General features: G+C 63.9%; 18 protein-coding genes. 7 read left to right on the forward strand and 11 right to left on the reverse strand.

Annotated elements, in window-relative coordinates; translation table 11 throughout:
• Window positions 1–2: 2 nt before the first annotated feature.
• On the reverse strand, window positions 3–767 hold the full coding sequence (locus DEM26_RS02170) for an NAD kinase (RefSeq protein WP_199224616.1): 765 nt from the start codon (window positions 765–767) through the stop codon (window positions 3–5).
• Window positions 768–924: 157 nt separating this feature from the next.
• Between DEM26_RS02170 and glyA the strand changes: the two genes are divergently transcribed.
• Entirely contained in the window at window positions 925–2,217 is a 1,293-nt protein-coding gene (glyA, locus tag DEM26_RS02175) for a serine hydroxymethyltransferase (protein ID WP_109171598.1), read from the forward strand.
• A 72-nt stretch (window positions 2,218–2,289) separates the two neighbouring features.
• On the opposite strand, the gene DEM26_RS02180 is transcribed toward glyA, so the two are convergent.
• Window positions 2,290–2,661 carry a hypothetical protein gene (locus DEM26_RS02180; RefSeq protein WP_075773939.1) on the reverse strand — a complete coding sequence of 124 codons (372 nt, stop codon included), beginning with the start codon at window positions 2,659–2,661 and terminating at the stop codon, window positions 2,290–2,292.
• A 143-nt stretch (window positions 2,662–2,804) separates the two neighbouring features.
• Here DEM26_RS02180 and DEM26_RS02185 point away from each other — a divergent pair, with 143 nt between their 5' ends.
• A complete protein-coding gene (locus DEM26_RS02185) occupies window positions 2,805–3,593 on the forward strand; it encodes an alpha/beta fold hydrolase (protein ID WP_109171599.1) in 789 nt (262 codons plus the stop codon).
• 19 nt (window positions 3,594–3,612) lie between these two features.
• Here DEM26_RS02185 and DEM26_RS02190 read toward each other — a convergent pair whose 3' ends face one another.
• The 3 genes from DEM26_RS02190 to DEM26_RS02200 all read right to left on the reverse strand — a co-directional run bounded on the left by DEM26_RS02190 (window position 3,613) and on the right by DEM26_RS02200 (window position 4,839).
• Complete coding sequence (locus DEM26_RS02190) at window positions 3,613–4,104, reverse strand: cytochrome b (protein WP_088719525.1); 492 nt, start codon at window positions 4,102–4,104, stop codon at window positions 3,613–3,615.
• A gap of 123 nt (window positions 4,105–4,227) precedes the next feature.
• The gene (locus DEM26_RS02195; RefSeq protein WP_075773936.1) at window positions 4,228–4,410 is read right to left on the reverse strand and encodes a hypothetical protein; all 183 of its coding nucleotides are present in this window, start codon (window positions 4,408–4,410) and stop codon (window positions 4,228–4,230) included.
• A gap of 111 nt (window positions 4,411–4,521) precedes the next feature.
• Complete coding sequence (locus tag DEM26_RS02200) at window positions 4,522–4,839, reverse strand: hypothetical protein (protein WP_109171600.1); 318 nt, start codon at window positions 4,837–4,839, stop codon at window positions 4,522–4,524.
• A 361-nt stretch (window positions 4,840–5,200) separates the two neighbouring features.
• On the opposite strand from DEM26_RS02200, the gene DEM26_RS20550 reads away from it, so the two are divergent.
• Window positions 5,201–5,338 (forward strand): entericidin A/B family lipoprotein, encoded by a 138-nt coding sequence (locus DEM26_RS20550; RefSeq protein ID WP_109171601.1) that lies wholly within the window; start codon window positions 5,201–5,203, stop codon window positions 5,336–5,338.
• Between the two features lie 98 nt (window positions 5,339–5,436).
• Here DEM26_RS20550 and DEM26_RS02210 read toward each other — a convergent pair whose 3' ends face one another.
• The gene (locus DEM26_RS02210; protein WP_109171602.1) at window positions 5,437–5,916 is read right to left on the reverse strand and encodes a pyridoxamine 5'-phosphate oxidase family protein; all 480 of its coding nucleotides are present in this window, start codon (window positions 5,914–5,916) and stop codon (window positions 5,437–5,439) included.
• Between the two features lie 143 nt (window positions 5,917–6,059).
• Window positions 6,060–7,859, reverse strand: coding sequence for a translation elongation factor 4 (lepA, locus tag DEM26_RS02215; RefSeq protein ID WP_075773933.1), 1,800 nt, complete (start codon window positions 7,857–7,859; stop codon window positions 6,060–6,062).
• Window positions 7,860–7,978: 119 nt separating this feature from the next.
• Here lepA and DEM26_RS02220 point away from each other — a divergent pair, with 119 nt between their 5' ends.
• Entirely contained in the window at window positions 7,979–8,170 is a 192-nt protein-coding gene (locus tag DEM26_RS02220) for a heavy-metal-associated domain-containing protein (protein WP_075773932.1), read from the forward strand.
• A gap of 204 nt (window positions 8,171–8,374) precedes the next feature.
• Window positions 8,375–8,683 carry a hypothetical protein gene (locus tag DEM26_RS02225; protein WP_075773931.1) on the forward strand — a complete coding sequence of 103 codons (309 nt, stop codon included), beginning with the start codon at window positions 8,375–8,377 and terminating at the stop codon, window positions 8,681–8,683.
• Window positions 8,684–8,706: 23 nt separating this feature from the next.
• Here DEM26_RS02225 and DEM26_RS02230 read toward each other — a convergent pair whose 3' ends face one another.
• Window positions 8,707–9,177 carry a low molecular weight protein-tyrosine-phosphatase gene (locus tag DEM26_RS02230; protein ID WP_088727391.1) on the reverse strand — a complete coding sequence of 157 codons (471 nt, stop codon included), beginning with the start codon at window positions 9,175–9,177 and terminating at the stop codon, window positions 8,707–8,709.
• Between the two features lie 28 nt (window positions 9,178–9,205).
• Between DEM26_RS02230 and DEM26_RS02235 the strand changes: the two genes are divergently transcribed.
• Complete coding sequence (locus tag DEM26_RS02235; protein WP_109171603.1) at window positions 9,206–9,895, forward strand: NAD-dependent deacylase; 690 nt, start codon at window positions 9,206–9,208, stop codon at window positions 9,893–9,895.
• Between the two features lie 34 nt (window positions 9,896–9,929).
• Here DEM26_RS02235 and DEM26_RS02240 read toward each other — a convergent pair whose 3' ends face one another.
• The 3 genes from DEM26_RS02240 to DEM26_RS02250 are packed head-to-tail and all read right to left on the reverse strand — an operon-like array spanning window position 9,930 to window position 12,628.
• The gene (locus DEM26_RS02240) at window positions 9,930–11,300 is read right to left on the reverse strand and encodes a glutamate--cysteine ligase (protein ID WP_075773928.1); all 1,371 of its coding nucleotides are present in this window, start codon (window positions 11,298–11,300) and stop codon (window positions 9,930–9,932) included.
• Window positions 11,301–11,351: 51 nt separating this feature from the next.
• Window positions 11,352–11,906 (reverse strand): hypothetical protein, encoded by a 555-nt coding sequence (locus tag DEM26_RS02245; protein ID WP_088727392.1) that lies wholly within the window; start codon window positions 11,904–11,906, stop codon window positions 11,352–11,354.
• Window positions 11,903–12,628: a 16S rRNA (uracil(1498)-N(3))-methyltransferase gene (locus DEM26_RS02250; protein ID WP_075773926.1), complete on the reverse strand. Its 726-nt coding sequence runs from the start codon at window positions 12,626–12,628 to the stop codon at window positions 11,903–11,905. Before DEM26_RS02250 ends, DEM26_RS02245 begins: the two co-directional genes overlap by 4 nt.
• Before the next feature lie 12 nt (window positions 12,629–12,640).
• Between DEM26_RS02250 and ubiA the strand changes: the two genes are divergently transcribed.
• Window positions 12,641–13,621 (forward strand): 4-hydroxybenzoate octaprenyltransferase, encoded by a 981-nt coding sequence (gene ubiA, locus DEM26_RS02255; protein ID WP_075773925.1) that lies wholly within the window; start codon window positions 12,641–12,643, stop codon window positions 13,619–13,621.
• Window positions 13,622–13,652: the final 31 nt, after the last annotated feature.

The raw sequence follows: 13,652 nt of genomic DNA on the forward strand, positions 1-13,652 counted from the left end.
CGTCAGGCGAATTGCTCGCGCATCAATCGCTCTTCGAGACCGTGGCCGGGATCGAAGAGGATGCAATGCTCGATCTCCGGCTCGGAGCGCACCTCGACCCATTTGACCGGCTTGACCGATCGGCTGTCCGCATCGGCCATGACCGGTCGCTTGTCGGATTCCAGAATGTCGAAGCGCACGAGCGCGGAGGATGGCAGGATCGCGCCCTGCCAGCGACGTGGCCGGAAGCTCGCGATGCCGGTCAGCGCCAGCACGTCGGATCCGATCGGCAGGATCGGCCCGTGGGCGGAGAAGTTGTAGGCGGTCGATCCGGCCGGGGTGGAGACGATCGCGCCGTCGCAGACCAGTTCTTCCATCCGCACCTTGCCGTTGATCGAGATCTTCAGCTTCGCGGCCTGCGGACCCGCGCGCAGCAGCGAGACCTCGTTGATGGCGAGCGCCTCATGCAGCATCCCGTCTTCTGTCTCGGCTTTCATCGACAGCGGATTGATCACCGCCTGCTCCGCCGCCTCCAGCCGCTCTGGCAGATCGTCGGCGACATAGTCGTTCATCAGGAAGCCGACCGAGCCGCGGTTCATCCCGTAGACCGGCAACCCCGTGCCCTCGTGGAGGCATTGCAGCATGAACCCGTCACCGCCAAGCGCCACGATCACATCGGCCGCATAGCGCGGCACCTGCCCGTAACGCGCCACCAGATCCTCGAGCGCCTTCTGCGCCGTCTCGGCATGGGAGGCTGCGAAATGGATATGGGTAAATTGCTTCGCCACCGCGCCGTCCTCCTGCTTGTCCAAGGTGTTGCAAGGGCTTGGACGAAAGACAAGCGTCAATCCGGCGCGGAAATGACCGATTTGGTCGTTTGTCTGCTTTCAGCCCTGCGAAATCTGCGCTAAACGGTCGGCGACCGGATCTTTGCGAGGAATGGCCATGAAAGACCAACGCGATGCGGGCTTCTTCACCGAAAGCCTCTCCAGCCGTGACCCCGAACTGTTCAAGTCGATCACCGATGAACTCGGTCGCCAGCGCGACGAGATCGAACTGATCGCCTCGGAAAACATCGTCTCGAAGGCGGTGATGGAGGCGCAGGGTTCGGTGATGACGAACAAATACGCCGAAGGGTACCCGGGCAAGCGCTACTACGGCGGTTGCCAATATGTCGACGTCGCGGAGAACCTCGCGATCGACCGCGCCAAGCAGCTCTTCGGCTGCGAATTCGCGAACGTCCAGCCGAACTCGGGCAGCCAGGCGAACCAGGGCGTGTTCACCGCGCTTCTGAAACCCGGCGACACCATCCTCGGCATGAGCCTCGATGCGGGCGGCCACCTGACCCACGGCGCCAAGCCGAACCAGTCGGGCAAGTGGTTCAACGCGATCCAGTACGGCGTGCGCAAGCAAGACAGCCTGCTTGACTACGAGCAGGTCCGTGAACTCGCGCTGGAGCACAAGCCGAAGCTTATCATCGCCGGTGGCTCGGCCATCCCGCGCCAGATCGACTTCGCCAAGTTCCGCGAAATCGCGGACGAGGTCGGCGCCTACCTAATGGTCGACATGGCCCACTTCGCGGGCCTCGTGGCGGGCGGTCAGCACCCCTCGCCCTTCCCCTACGCCGATGTCGCGACCACCACGACGCACAAGACGTTGCGCGGTCCGCGTGGCGGCATGATCCTCACCAACAACGAGGAGATTGCGAAGAAGGTGAACTCTGCGATCTTCCCGGGCATTCAGGGCGGTCCGCTGATGCATGTCATCGCCGGCAAGGCCGTGGCCTTCGGCGAAGCGCTGCGCCCCGAGTTCAAGAACTACGCAGCCCAAGTTGTGAAGAACGCTCAGGCGCTGGCCGACGAGCTCATGAAGGGTGGCCTCGACATCGTCACCGGCGGCACCGACACCCACGTGATGCTGGTCGACCTGCGCCCGAAAGGCGTGAAGGGCAACGCGACCGAGAAGGCTCTGGGCCGCGCGCACATCACCTGCAACAAGAACGGCATCCCGTTCGACCCGGAAAAGCCGATGGTCACCTCGGGCATCCGTCTGGGCACCCCGGCGGGCACGACCCGTGGCTTCGGCGAAGAAGAGTTCCGCGAGATCGCACGCCTGATCGTCGAAGTGGTCGACGGGCTCGCAGCGAATGGCGAAGAGGGCAATGGCGAGGTCGAAGCGGCCGTGAAGGCCAAGGTCGCGACCCTGCTCAGCGGCTTCCCGATCTACCCCGAACTCTGATCCGGATCCGAGATCACGACGAAGGCCCCCGCGTTCCGGGGGCCTTTTTTCATGTGGGAGATTGCGGGCGAATCAGATCGCCCCGGTCCAGACCATCGCCGCCAGCAAGGTGCCGCCCACGATCACCACGATCACCGCGATCGACGTGGCGAGGCCAAGCGCCGCAGAGCGCAACCGCTCTGCCGCGCCCAGCGGTTCGAGATAATCGCGGCAGGTCGCGAAGGCCGCCTCCACCCGGCGGGCATCCAGTTGTCGGGCGATCTTGGGGGCCTGCATCTTGCGCTCGGCATCGATCAGCACCAGCGCCGCCTTGCGCACCTTGCGCGGCAGCGCCCGGGCCCGCGAGGCGACCCGCGCCTCGAGCGTCGGCCCCTTAGCGCCCAGCCGCTGCGCCAGAAGCCGCGAGACCTGCCGCACCATCTCGTTTATCTTCTCCGGTCCCATGCGACCCTCTCCCCTACGCGGCGTTCGGCACGACCGCACCGGACGCTAGCCGCCGCGCGAGATCAGCGCAACAGCGCGCATGGCCGCAGTTTTTTTCGCATCCGCTCTGGAAGCGCCTGGAAGAGCGATCTAGCTTAGGCCCCATGTTGAACACGACCCTCTACTCCTCCGACAGCAATCCCGGCGCGCGGCCCCTGATCATCGCGCCCGGCCTTTTCGGATCGGCCCGGAACTGGACCGCGATCGCCAAACGGCTGAGCGCGGACCGGCCCGTGATCGCGCTCGACATGCGCAATCACGGCGACAGCTTCTGGGACGACGATCACAGCTATGAGGCGATGGCGGGGGATATCGCCGAGGTGATCGAGGCGAATGGTGGGGTCGCGGAGGTTCTGGGCCATTCGATGGGCGGCAAGGCGGCGATGACGCTCGCCCTGACGCGGCCGGAACGTGTCGAGCATCTCATCGTCGCGGATATCGCGCCCGAGAACTACGACCACGGCGACAACCACACTGCGCTGATCGAAGCGATGCAGGAGATGGATATCAGCGATCTGACCTCGCGTTCCACCGCGGACGAGCGGCTGGGCGAGCAGGTCTTCGATCCGGGCACCCGCGCCTTTCTGCTACAATCGCTGGTGCTTCGCGACGGCCCGCCGCGCTGGAAGTTCAACCTTGCGGCGCTGAAGGCGAATATGGACGGCATTCTCGGCTGGCCCGAGACACTCGAGGGCAAACAGTTCGACGGACCGACGCTGTTCCTGTCCGGCGCGGACTCGCATTATGTTCAGCCGGAGATGCACGAGCGTATCCGCGGCTTCTTCCCGCAGGCTCGCTTCGAGGAAGTCGACAACGCGGGGCACTGGCTGCACGCCGAGAAACCCCGCGAATTCGAAGCCGACGTGGCGCGTTTCCTCAACTCCGCGAGCTGAGGAAACCGCGTCCCTTCGTTCAGGCGCCCGGCTTCATCATCCGGCGGAGCAGATGATCGCGCTTGACGTATTGGTGATAGAGCGCGGCCGCCACATGCAGACCGGCGAGCCACAGGAGGGCCGTCGTCAGGATCGAGTGCGTCTCGGCCGCCCATCCCAGCTGCCCGTAATAGGCCACGAGCCCCGCAATCGGGATCAGGAAGAGCAGCACGTAAAGGAGCCAGTGGATTGCCGCTGCGCCGAACCGCAGAATGGCAGGATCGTTCTCCGGCGGCTCGGGCGTTCCGTGGCCTGCGCGCAGCGCCAAGCGCCAGATCGCAAGTACGAGCACAGTAATGCCGATGACGATGTGACCATAGGTCAGAAACCCGGCATCGGCCGATCCGTTCTTCATCAGGTCATGGAAAGTATGGCCCATCTCGTCATTGAACAGGTACTGGACGATGAGCAGCAGGACGACGGCCCAGTGAAGCCATATCTGCGTTTTCGAATAACCGGGGGCGTAGGACATGTTACCTCTTCAAAATTGGCGAAACGGCTCTGCGCTTCGCCAGACTAGCGCGAGGAAGGCGCAGAGGTTCCGCCCCGTCACGAAGTTGGGATCCCCCCGCGACGACGGCTCGCGCGAATGCGATCAGGCGTTCTCGCGGATCGCCTTGGCGACGAACCACGCGATCGGAAGGGCCACGAGGAAGCCGATTACTGCCGAAACGATGATCGCGTTGGTCGTGACCATATTCATCGTCAATACGGCGATAATGAGGATGCCCGCAAGGGTCGGTCCGGCGAGGGCGTAGATGATACCGAAGAGGCGCATATCTGATCTCCAGTGAGAACACATTTCGGACGTCAGATTGGCCACGATCACGGCGATGTTACCTTGATCCGCATCAAATCCGCCCTCTCGCCGCTGCGGCAGGGCGTCGCATCAGCAATCGAGCTGGAAGCGCGCTTCGCCCGTATCGCCGGGCAGCGAGGGCGACCGATAGAGCCCGCCCGCCGAACCCGTGATCTTGCAGCCAGATACCTGTTCCGCCGCTCGGATCAACAGGGGCGGCACGCGGCCCCTCTCTGCCCGGCGCAGATAGCCCATTCGCACGACCTCCGCCCGGTCCCCCTTGAGGAATACGACGAAATCGATGCCGTCGAGCCTCACCTCGTGCCGCGACGCACCGAGGAACTGCGGCGCCGGGGAAGCGCAGCTCGTGAGGAGGCAAAGAGCGAGGAAAAACGAGGCTCTAGACATGGAAAGGCTCCGGGGAGGGACAACCCGGAGCCTTTCAGAGCTTGATTAACAATGAGTTAACCAGCTCGGGCGGAGTGTGCGGCCCCCGCGAGGGACATAGCAGGGGCCGCAAGACCGTTCTGACAGGGATCATGCCTGGCGGGGCGGCCAGAACGGGTCATTCCTTTTGTTACGGCGCTCGGACCGGAGCCCGGCGAGAATTCGGTCCGGGAGAGCGACGACGAATAGGCGCGGAGGCGTCTTTCTTCGGGCTCTCCCTTATGTGTTCGAGGGCAAAACGCCGCTTCTTGCCTACAGTTCCACGGAACCGTAAATTTTTTCGTACGTTGGCCGACAATGGCTTAATAGGAGAGCGTAAGAGATGACGAAATCGGTTCAAATGGCAGCAATGACCGTGATTCTTCTGGGCCTCGCGGCCTGCAACACGGTGCAAGGCGCGGGTCAGGATCTGTCCGTCGCGGGCAGCACGATTGCGGGTGAAGCCCGTCAGGCGCGCTAAGCACGACCGAAGCTTGCCAGAAACATCAAAGGCCCCGGAAATTTCCGGGGCCTTTGCATTTCGAACTTCGGACCGATGCCGTCCGGGATGCGTCCTTCTCAGTATTTCACATGGGCGACGCGATCTTTCATCGTCTCGCCCGGGTCCGAGGACAGAAGGATCTTCGCGCCCGCCACCAAGGCATTGCCGCTGTCCCAGATCTCGGCCGCATCCGCATCGAAGCGCAACAGCACCAGCTTCGGGTCGTCCTTGCCGTCATACCAGGCGCTGACAAAGGGGTTCCACAGACGCTCGACGATCTCCGGGTCGGTGTTCTCCGTCAGACTGCCGGTGACGGTCGCGAAGACATCATGCCCCTTGTCGACGAAGGTGAACATCGCACCGGCGCCGGGGGCCAGCCCGTCCATCAATTCCGTGTCGCGCGCGGTGAAGAACCAGACGGGGCCGGGTTTTTCCTCGACGATTGCCGTCATCGGACGCGGCGCCGCCGTATCGACGCCGGCCCGCGCCAACATCACTGTGCGATCCGAGTCGAGGGCGTCCCAGAAATCTTTCTCGATCTTGGCTTGGTCGGTCATGTCGTTTCCTCCTGAAATAGGTCTGGGAGGAGAACGTGAGCCCGCCTTCCCATGTTCCTCAGAAAGGCCGCCGCCCTGCGCCGCCAGAAACGAAAAGGCCCGGCGCAATCGCCGGGCCTTCAATCAGGAAATTTCGAAGAGGATCACTCGTCCATCTTCAGCGCAGCGATGAACGCGCTTTGCGGGATCTCGACCTTCCCGAACTGGCGCATCTTCTTCTTACCGGCTTTCTGCTTTTCCAGCAGCTTCTTCTTACGGCTCGCGTCGCCGCCGTAGCATTTCGCGGTCACGTCCTTGCGCATCGCCGACAGCGTTTCGCGCGCGATCACGCGGCCACCGATGGCGGCCTGGATCGGAATCTTGAACATGTGGCGCGGGATCAGGTCCTTGAGTTTCTCGCACATCGCGCGGCCCCGGGCCTCGGCCCGGTCGCGGTGAACCATGATCGAGAGCGCGTCGACCGGCTCGTCATTCACCAGGATCGACATCTTCACGAGGTAGTCCTCGCGATATTCGGTGATCTGGTAATCGAAGCTGGCATAGCCCTTCGTGACCGATTTCAGGCGGTCGTAGAAGTCGAACACGACCTCGGCGAGCGGCAGGTCATAGACCACCATCGCGCGGCCACCGACATAGGTCAGGTCCTGCTGGATGCCGCGGCGGTCCTGACAGAGCTTGAGCACATCGCCCAGATATTCGTCCGGCACGAGGATCGTCGCCTTGATGCGCGGCTCCTCGATATGGTCGACATAGGTCAGGTCGGGCATGTCGGCGGGGTTGTGAAGCTCGATCACCTCCCCGTCCTTCATGTGAACCTTGAACACCACCGATGGCGCGGTGGTGATCAGGTCGAGATCGTATTCCCGCTCCAGACGGTCGCGCACCACTTCAAGGTGCAACAGCCCGAGGAAGCCGCAGCGGAAGCCGAAGCCGAGCGCGGCCGAGGTTTCCATCTCCGCCGAGAAGCTCGCATCGTTCAGCTGCAGTTTCTCGATCGCGTCGCGCAGCGCCTCGAAATCGTTCGCATCGACCGGGAAGAGGCCGCAGAACACGACCGGGATCGAGGGTTTGAAGCCCGGCAGCGCGTTGGCGCAGGGCTTCTTCTCATGGGTGATCGTGTCGCCGACCTTGGTGTCGCGCACCTGCTTGATCGAGGCGGTGAAGACACCGATTTCGCCGGGGCCCAGCTCGTCGATATTGACCATCGCGGGTTTCAGAACGGCGAGACGGTCGAGCTTGTAGGTCGCCCCCGTCTTCATCATCTTGATCTGGTCGCCCTTCTTGATCACGCCATCCATGACGCGGATGAGAACCACGACGCCCAGATAGGGGTCGTACCACGAATCCACCAGCATCGCTTTCAGCGGCGCGTCACGGTCGCCCTGCGGGGCGGGCAGACGATGGACGATAGCTTCCAAAACGTCCGGGATGCCCAGGCCGGTCTTCGCGGAAATCTCGACCGCCTCGGAGGCGTCGATCCCGATCACATCCTCGATCTGCTCCTTCACGCGCTCGGGCTCTGCCGCCGGAAGGTCGATCTTGTTCAGGACCGGAACGATCTCGTGATCCGCGTCGATCGCCTGATAGACGTTGGCCAGCGTCTGCGCCTCGACGCCCTGCGAGGCGTCGACAACCAGCAGCGATCCCTCGACCGCCTGCATCGAGCGCGACACCTCATAGGCGAAGTCGACGTGGCCGGGGGTGTCGATCAGGTTCAGCACATAGGTTTTGCCGTCCTTGGCGGGATAGTCGATCCGCACCGAGTTGGCCTTGATCGTGATGCCGCGCTCTCGCTCGATATCCATCGCATCGAGGAGCTGGTCCTTCATATCGCGTTCGGCCACGGTACCGGTCAGCTGGATCAGCCGGTCGGCAAGCGTGGATTTACCGTGGTCGATATGCGCCACGATGGAGAAATTGCGGATGCGATCAAGATCAGTCATGGGCGCGCGTATACAGGGGAAAAAGCGGGCCGGGAAGAGGGATTGAACGCCATCTGCCATTGACCTAGGCCCGGTCGCGTCCGACATATCCCTGAGACACGAAACACGGGAGACGCAAGATGATCTATTCCGTTCCGAACATGACCTGCGGGCATTGCAAAGCCTCGGTCGAAGCCGCGATCGAAGAGGTGGGCGGCAAGGCCGATGTCTATCTGGAAGATCGCGAGGTCGAGGTGGAAGGGCTGCCCGAATCCACCGTGATCAGCGCGTTGAAAGGCGCGGGCTACGAGGCCACCCCGGTCGAAGAGTGATCCGGAGGGGCGTCGCGGTCCAGATGTAGTAGGCCCAGCGCCGCGCAACGCGACGGTTAGAAATCGGGTTCCCTGCCCTGCCCCGGACAAGCGAAATCCTGCCTGTTTTATTGCCTGCTTTTTGAAATTTGTTTAGAATCGCGGACAAATGAGCAGGCAGGATCGGCAAATACATGCCGGCCGCAACGACAAAAGGGGCAGTAGATGACTTTCAAGACGACACTCGGACTCTGCGCATTCTCGGGCGCCGTGGCGCTCGCTTCGATGGCCTCGGCCGGGCCCATCGACAACGCCTGCCTGAAGGCGGGGCGCGCCAGCAATCCCGGCACCTGTGGGTGCATCCAGCAAGTCGCCGACATGACGCTGAGCCACCGCGACCAGCGCCGCGCCGCCAGCTTCTTCCACGATCCCGACCGCGCGCAGGAAGTGCGCATGTCGGATCGCAAGTCGGATTCGGACTTCTGGGACCGCTACAAGAACTTCGCCTCCACCGCGGAAGGCTTCTGCAAGTAAGCGGTCAGTCTGCGGCGCGCGGTCTACTGCCCGCGCCGCTTTTCTTCCTCATCGGCCAGCAAATCGGCGATCAGCTGATCCGCGCCCGCCTCGATCATGTCGAGGGCTCCCTCGAAATTGCGGGTAAAATAAGGGTCGGGCACATCGCGCGGCCCGTCCGGCCCGTCGATGAACATCTGCACCTGCGCGCGCATCTCGCGCGGCGCCCCGTCCAGAGCATCGCGCAGGTTATTTTCATCCATCGCCAGGATCACATCGAACGCGTCGTAATCGGCGGGCTCGATTTTCCGTGCACGCAGAGCGCGCATGTCATAGCCGCGCGCCTCCGCCGCCGCGATCATCGGTTCGTAGGGCGGCTCTCCCAGATGCCAGCTACCGGTGCCGGCGCTGTCGAACTCGATATCGAGGCCGGCCGCGGCGGCCTTGTGACGGGTCACCGCTTCGGCGGCGGGCGAGCGGCAGATATTGCCAAGGCAGAGAAAGAGGATACGCATAGGAGGAGTGATAACGGAGGGCAGCGCGATGGCCAAGGTCGTGATTCTGACTGGCGCCGGTATTTCCGCCGAAAGTGGTCTCAAGACGTTTCGGGCGAGTGACGGCCTTTGGGAAGAGCATCGCATCATGGACGTGGCGACGCCTGAGGGTTTTGCGCGCGACCCCGAATTGGTGCATCGCTTCTACAATGCGCGCCGGGCGGCGGCGCGCGCGGCACAGCCAAATCCTGCCCATGTCGCGTTGGCGGCACTTGAGGCCGATCCGGGCCACGAGGTTCTAGTGGTGACGCAGAATGTCGATGACCTGCACGAGCGCGCTGGCTCTCGGAACGTGATCCACATGCACGGCACGCTGTTTGGAGCCTTGTGCCACGCATGCGGCCATCGCTGGCCCGCGCCGGAAGCGATGAAGCCGCGTGACACCTGCCCCGAGTGCGGGCGAAAAGCCACGCGGCCCGACATCGTCTGGTTCAACGAGATGCCCTACCAGATGGACCGGATAATCCGCGAGCTGGAAGCCGCGGACCTCTTCGTCTCGATCGGCACCAGCGGCAACGTCTATCCGGCGGCAGGCTTCGTACAGGATGCCGCGATGGCCGGTGTCGAGACGCTGGAGCTGAACCTCGACCGCTCGGCGGGCAGCGAGATGTTCGACATCTCGCGCCAGGGACCGGCGAGCGTGCTCGTCCCGCAATGGGTGCGCGAGCGGCTGGGATAGAGCGGCGGGGCGGCTAACCGCCCTGCCCTGTCCGCTAGTAGCTGTATTCGGCGTAGATCTTGCTCAGATCGCCATTCCACTCGCCGTGATATTTCTCGAGGAGTTCGTCGGCAGGCACGCGGCCGGTCTCGACGCTCTCTTCCAGCGCGTTGAGGAAATGGGTCTCGTCGGGGATCATTCCGCCTGCGCCGGGCTTCGCCCGTGCCGCCAGACCGGATTTCGCGATCGCCACCGTTTCGCGTGCGAGGTCATGCAGCTTCACGCCGTTGAACTCGCCCTGCAGCGCATCGACCGCCGCCGCACGGCGCAGACCTTCGCGGGTCTCGTGATCGAAGCCCTTCACCAGATCCCAAGCGGCATCGAGCGCGGTCTGGTCATAGCACAGGCCGACCCACAGCGCAGGCAGCGCACACAGACGCCGCCAGGGCCCGCCATCGGCACCGCGCATCTCGATGAATTTTTTCGCCCGCGCCTCGGGGAAGACGGTGGTCAGGTGATCGGCCCAGTCACTCAGCGTCGGCTTCTCGCCGGGCAGCGCGGGCAGTTCGCCCTTGAGGAAGTCGCGGAAGGACTGGCCCAAAGCATTGATATATTTGCCGTCGCGATAGACGAAATACATCGGCACATCTAGAACGTAGTTCGCGTAGGCCTCGTAGCCCGCGCCCTCTTCGAACATGAAGGGGAGCATGCCCGTGCGCGCATCGTCGAGGTTCTGCCAGATATGGCTGCGCCACGATTTCATGCCGTTGGGCTTGCCATCGAGGAAGGGCGAGTTCGCGAAGAGCGCCGTCGCGACCGGCTGCAGCGCCAGCGCCACGCGCATCTTCTGCACCATGTCGGCCTCGGACGCGAAGTCGAGATTCACCTGCACGGTGCAGGTGCGATACATCATCTGCGTTCCGAGTTCGCCGACGCGGCCCATGTAATCGGTCATCAGCCGGTAGCGCCCCTTGGGCATCATCGGCATCTGCTCCTGCGACCAGATCGGAGCCGCGCCAAGGCCGATGAACCTTACGCCGAGATCGTCGGCGACCGACTGCACTTCGCGCAGGTGGAGGTTCACCTCGTCGCAGGTCTGGTGGATCGTCTCGAGCGGCGCGCCCGACAGTTCCAGCTGCCCACCGGGCTCGAGGCTCACATTCGCGCCGTTCAGCTCCAGCCCGATGATGTTGCCCTGCTCTTCCACCGGCTGCCAGCCAAAGCGGTCGCGCAGACCTTCCAGCATCGCCTTGATCGACCGCGGGCCGTCATAGGGCAGCGGCAATTGCTTGTCCGCGCAATAGCCGAATTTCTCGTGTTCGGTGCCGATGCGCCAATCGTCGCGCGGCTTCTCGCCTGCGGCCAGATATTCGGCCAGTTGCTCGAAGCGCTCGATCGGGCCACCGCCCTGCTGCGGAATGGACATGTCTTTTCTCGCGTCGCTTTATGGAGCGCCACAGGTGGCGCGGGGGCTAGCTCAAGTCAAGCGTGAAACCTGTTTACGGATCCAGAGGCTCTGTGCGGTAGTCTGCTGGTCGAGCGCGGCGGAGATTTTCCCCATATCGATCCCCGGCAAGCTCGCGAAGGCATCGTAGAGCGCATCCGCCCCCGCCGCGTCGAGCGGGATCAGGAGCGCCTCCCCCGACAGGCTGCGAAGCCGCCAATATTGCTTGCCCTGCAGTGTCAGCAGACGGATTTCGGCCAGTTCGCGCAGCGGCAATTCGCCGCCCATCCCGAGCGCCGAGACATTGCTGCCCGGCCCCGCAATGGCGCGCGCCCGGCTGGCTGCGAAATAGGAGATACGACCCTCGTCGATCTCGACCAGACCCGGCGCGCTGGTTTCACGCGCAAAGCGCAGCCGCCGCCAGCCGATCAGCGCCCAGCCGAGCCCGAGCGCCACGGCGACCAGTCCCAGCGGCATCAGGATCAATCCGCCGAGCCAGATCAGCCATGCTCCGAACGCCACAACAACTCCCGCCGCGATCACCTCGCCCCAGCGCTTGAAGCCTTCTGCAACTTCGGGACGGATCACCGCCAGTCTCCCAGCGCCGATTGCCACAATGTGATCGCCGCGCAGACCGCCGTATCGGCGCGCAGGATGCGCGGGCCGAGGCTGACGGGGGTCACGAAATCGCGACTGCGAAGCATCTCGCGCTCGGCCTCCGAGAACCCGCCTTCTGGCCCGATCAGGATCGCCCAAGGTCCCGGCTCCAACCCTGCGAGCGTCTCTGCCGGACCAACCAGAGCCTCGTCGGCCCAGAGGATGCGGCGGCTCGGATCCCAGCCATCCAGCAGCTTCTTGAGCCCCTGCAAATCCTCGACCGGGGGCACATAGGTGCCCAGACATTGCTCCGCCGCCTCCTTGGCATGGGCCTGCAAGCGGTCCTGCCGGATGCGCGCGGAATTGGTGAATTCGGTCTGTACCGGCAACACCTTGGCACAGCCCAGTTCGGTCGCCTTCTCGACGATGAAATCGGTGCGCTCTTTCTTGATCGGCGCGAAGATGAGCCAGAGATCGGGCGGCGCGAGCTGCGGTGCGGCCTGCTCGACGCAGGCCAGAATACCGCGCTTCTTGTGAGCCTCGACGACCTCCGCCGTCCACTCGCCATCCCGCCCGTTGAACAGCGCAACACGGGCGCCCACGGCCAGCCGCATCACCGCGAAGAGGTAATGCGCTTCGTCCTGAGTCAGAGGCACGGCTTGCCCCGCGCCCAGCGGGTGCTCTACACAGAGCCTGATCTTGGCACGTTCCATGAGGCGGACTTTATGAGCGGAAAACCCGAAACGCCAGAGGCGGCGGAAGACGCAAACGGTACGGTCGCGGATGCCTATCGCGGCAACTGGGTCGACCGGCTGGCCCCGGCATGGACGCGGCCCTATCTGCGCCTGAGCCGCGCCGACCGGCCTATCGGGACGTGGCTGCTGCTGCTGCCCTGCTACTGGTCGATCGCGCTGGCGGCGTCCTCGACGGGCGGCTTCATCTGGTGGGATCTGTGGCTGGCCATCGGCGCCTCCGTCGGAGCCTTCCTGATGCGCGGCGCGGGCTGCACCTGGAACGACATCACCGACCGCGACATCGACGCCGGCGTGGCCCGCACCCGCTCGCGCCCGATCCCCTCGGGGCAGGTCTCGACGAAACAGGCGCTGGCTTGGGCTGTGATCCAGTCGCTGATCTCCTTCGCGATCCTGCTGACCTTCAACACCCCCGCGATCATTCTCGGGATCGTCTCGCTCGGCCCGGTCGCGATCTACCCCTTCGCCAAGCGCTTCACCTGGTGGCCGCAGATCTTCCTCGGGATCGCGTTCAACTGGGGTGCGCTGCTGCTGTGGGTCGCGCATACCGGAAGCCTCAGCTGGCCGCCCGTCGTGCTTTATTTCGCGGGCATGGCCTGGACGTTGTTCTACGACACGATCTACGCGCATCAGGACAAGGAAGACGACGCGCTGATCGGCGTGAAATCCACCGCGCGGCTCTTCGGGGACGACAGCGCGAAATGGCTGGGCGGCTTCCTGATGACCTCCGTCGCGCTGATGACCATCGCCGTGATGGGCGCACTGTTGCCCGGCGCGCCGCCGCTGCGCCTCGCGCTCTCGTTGCTCGCGCCCTGGGCGATGGGGTGGCACATGCTCTGGCAGATGCGTCAGCTCGATATCGACGACCCGGACACCTGCCTGAAACTGTTCCGCGCGAACCGCGATACGGGCCTGATCGCTGCGCTGTTTCTCGCCGTTGGCGCAATCGTGTAACGGCGTTTCGATTGATCCCCGCGCCCCTGCA

This window comes from Thioclava sp. NG1 (assembly GCF_003122275.1).
GTDB classification, from domain to species: Bacteria; Pseudomonadota; Alphaproteobacteria; order Rhodobacterales; family Rhodobacteraceae; genus Thioclava; species Thioclava nitratireducens.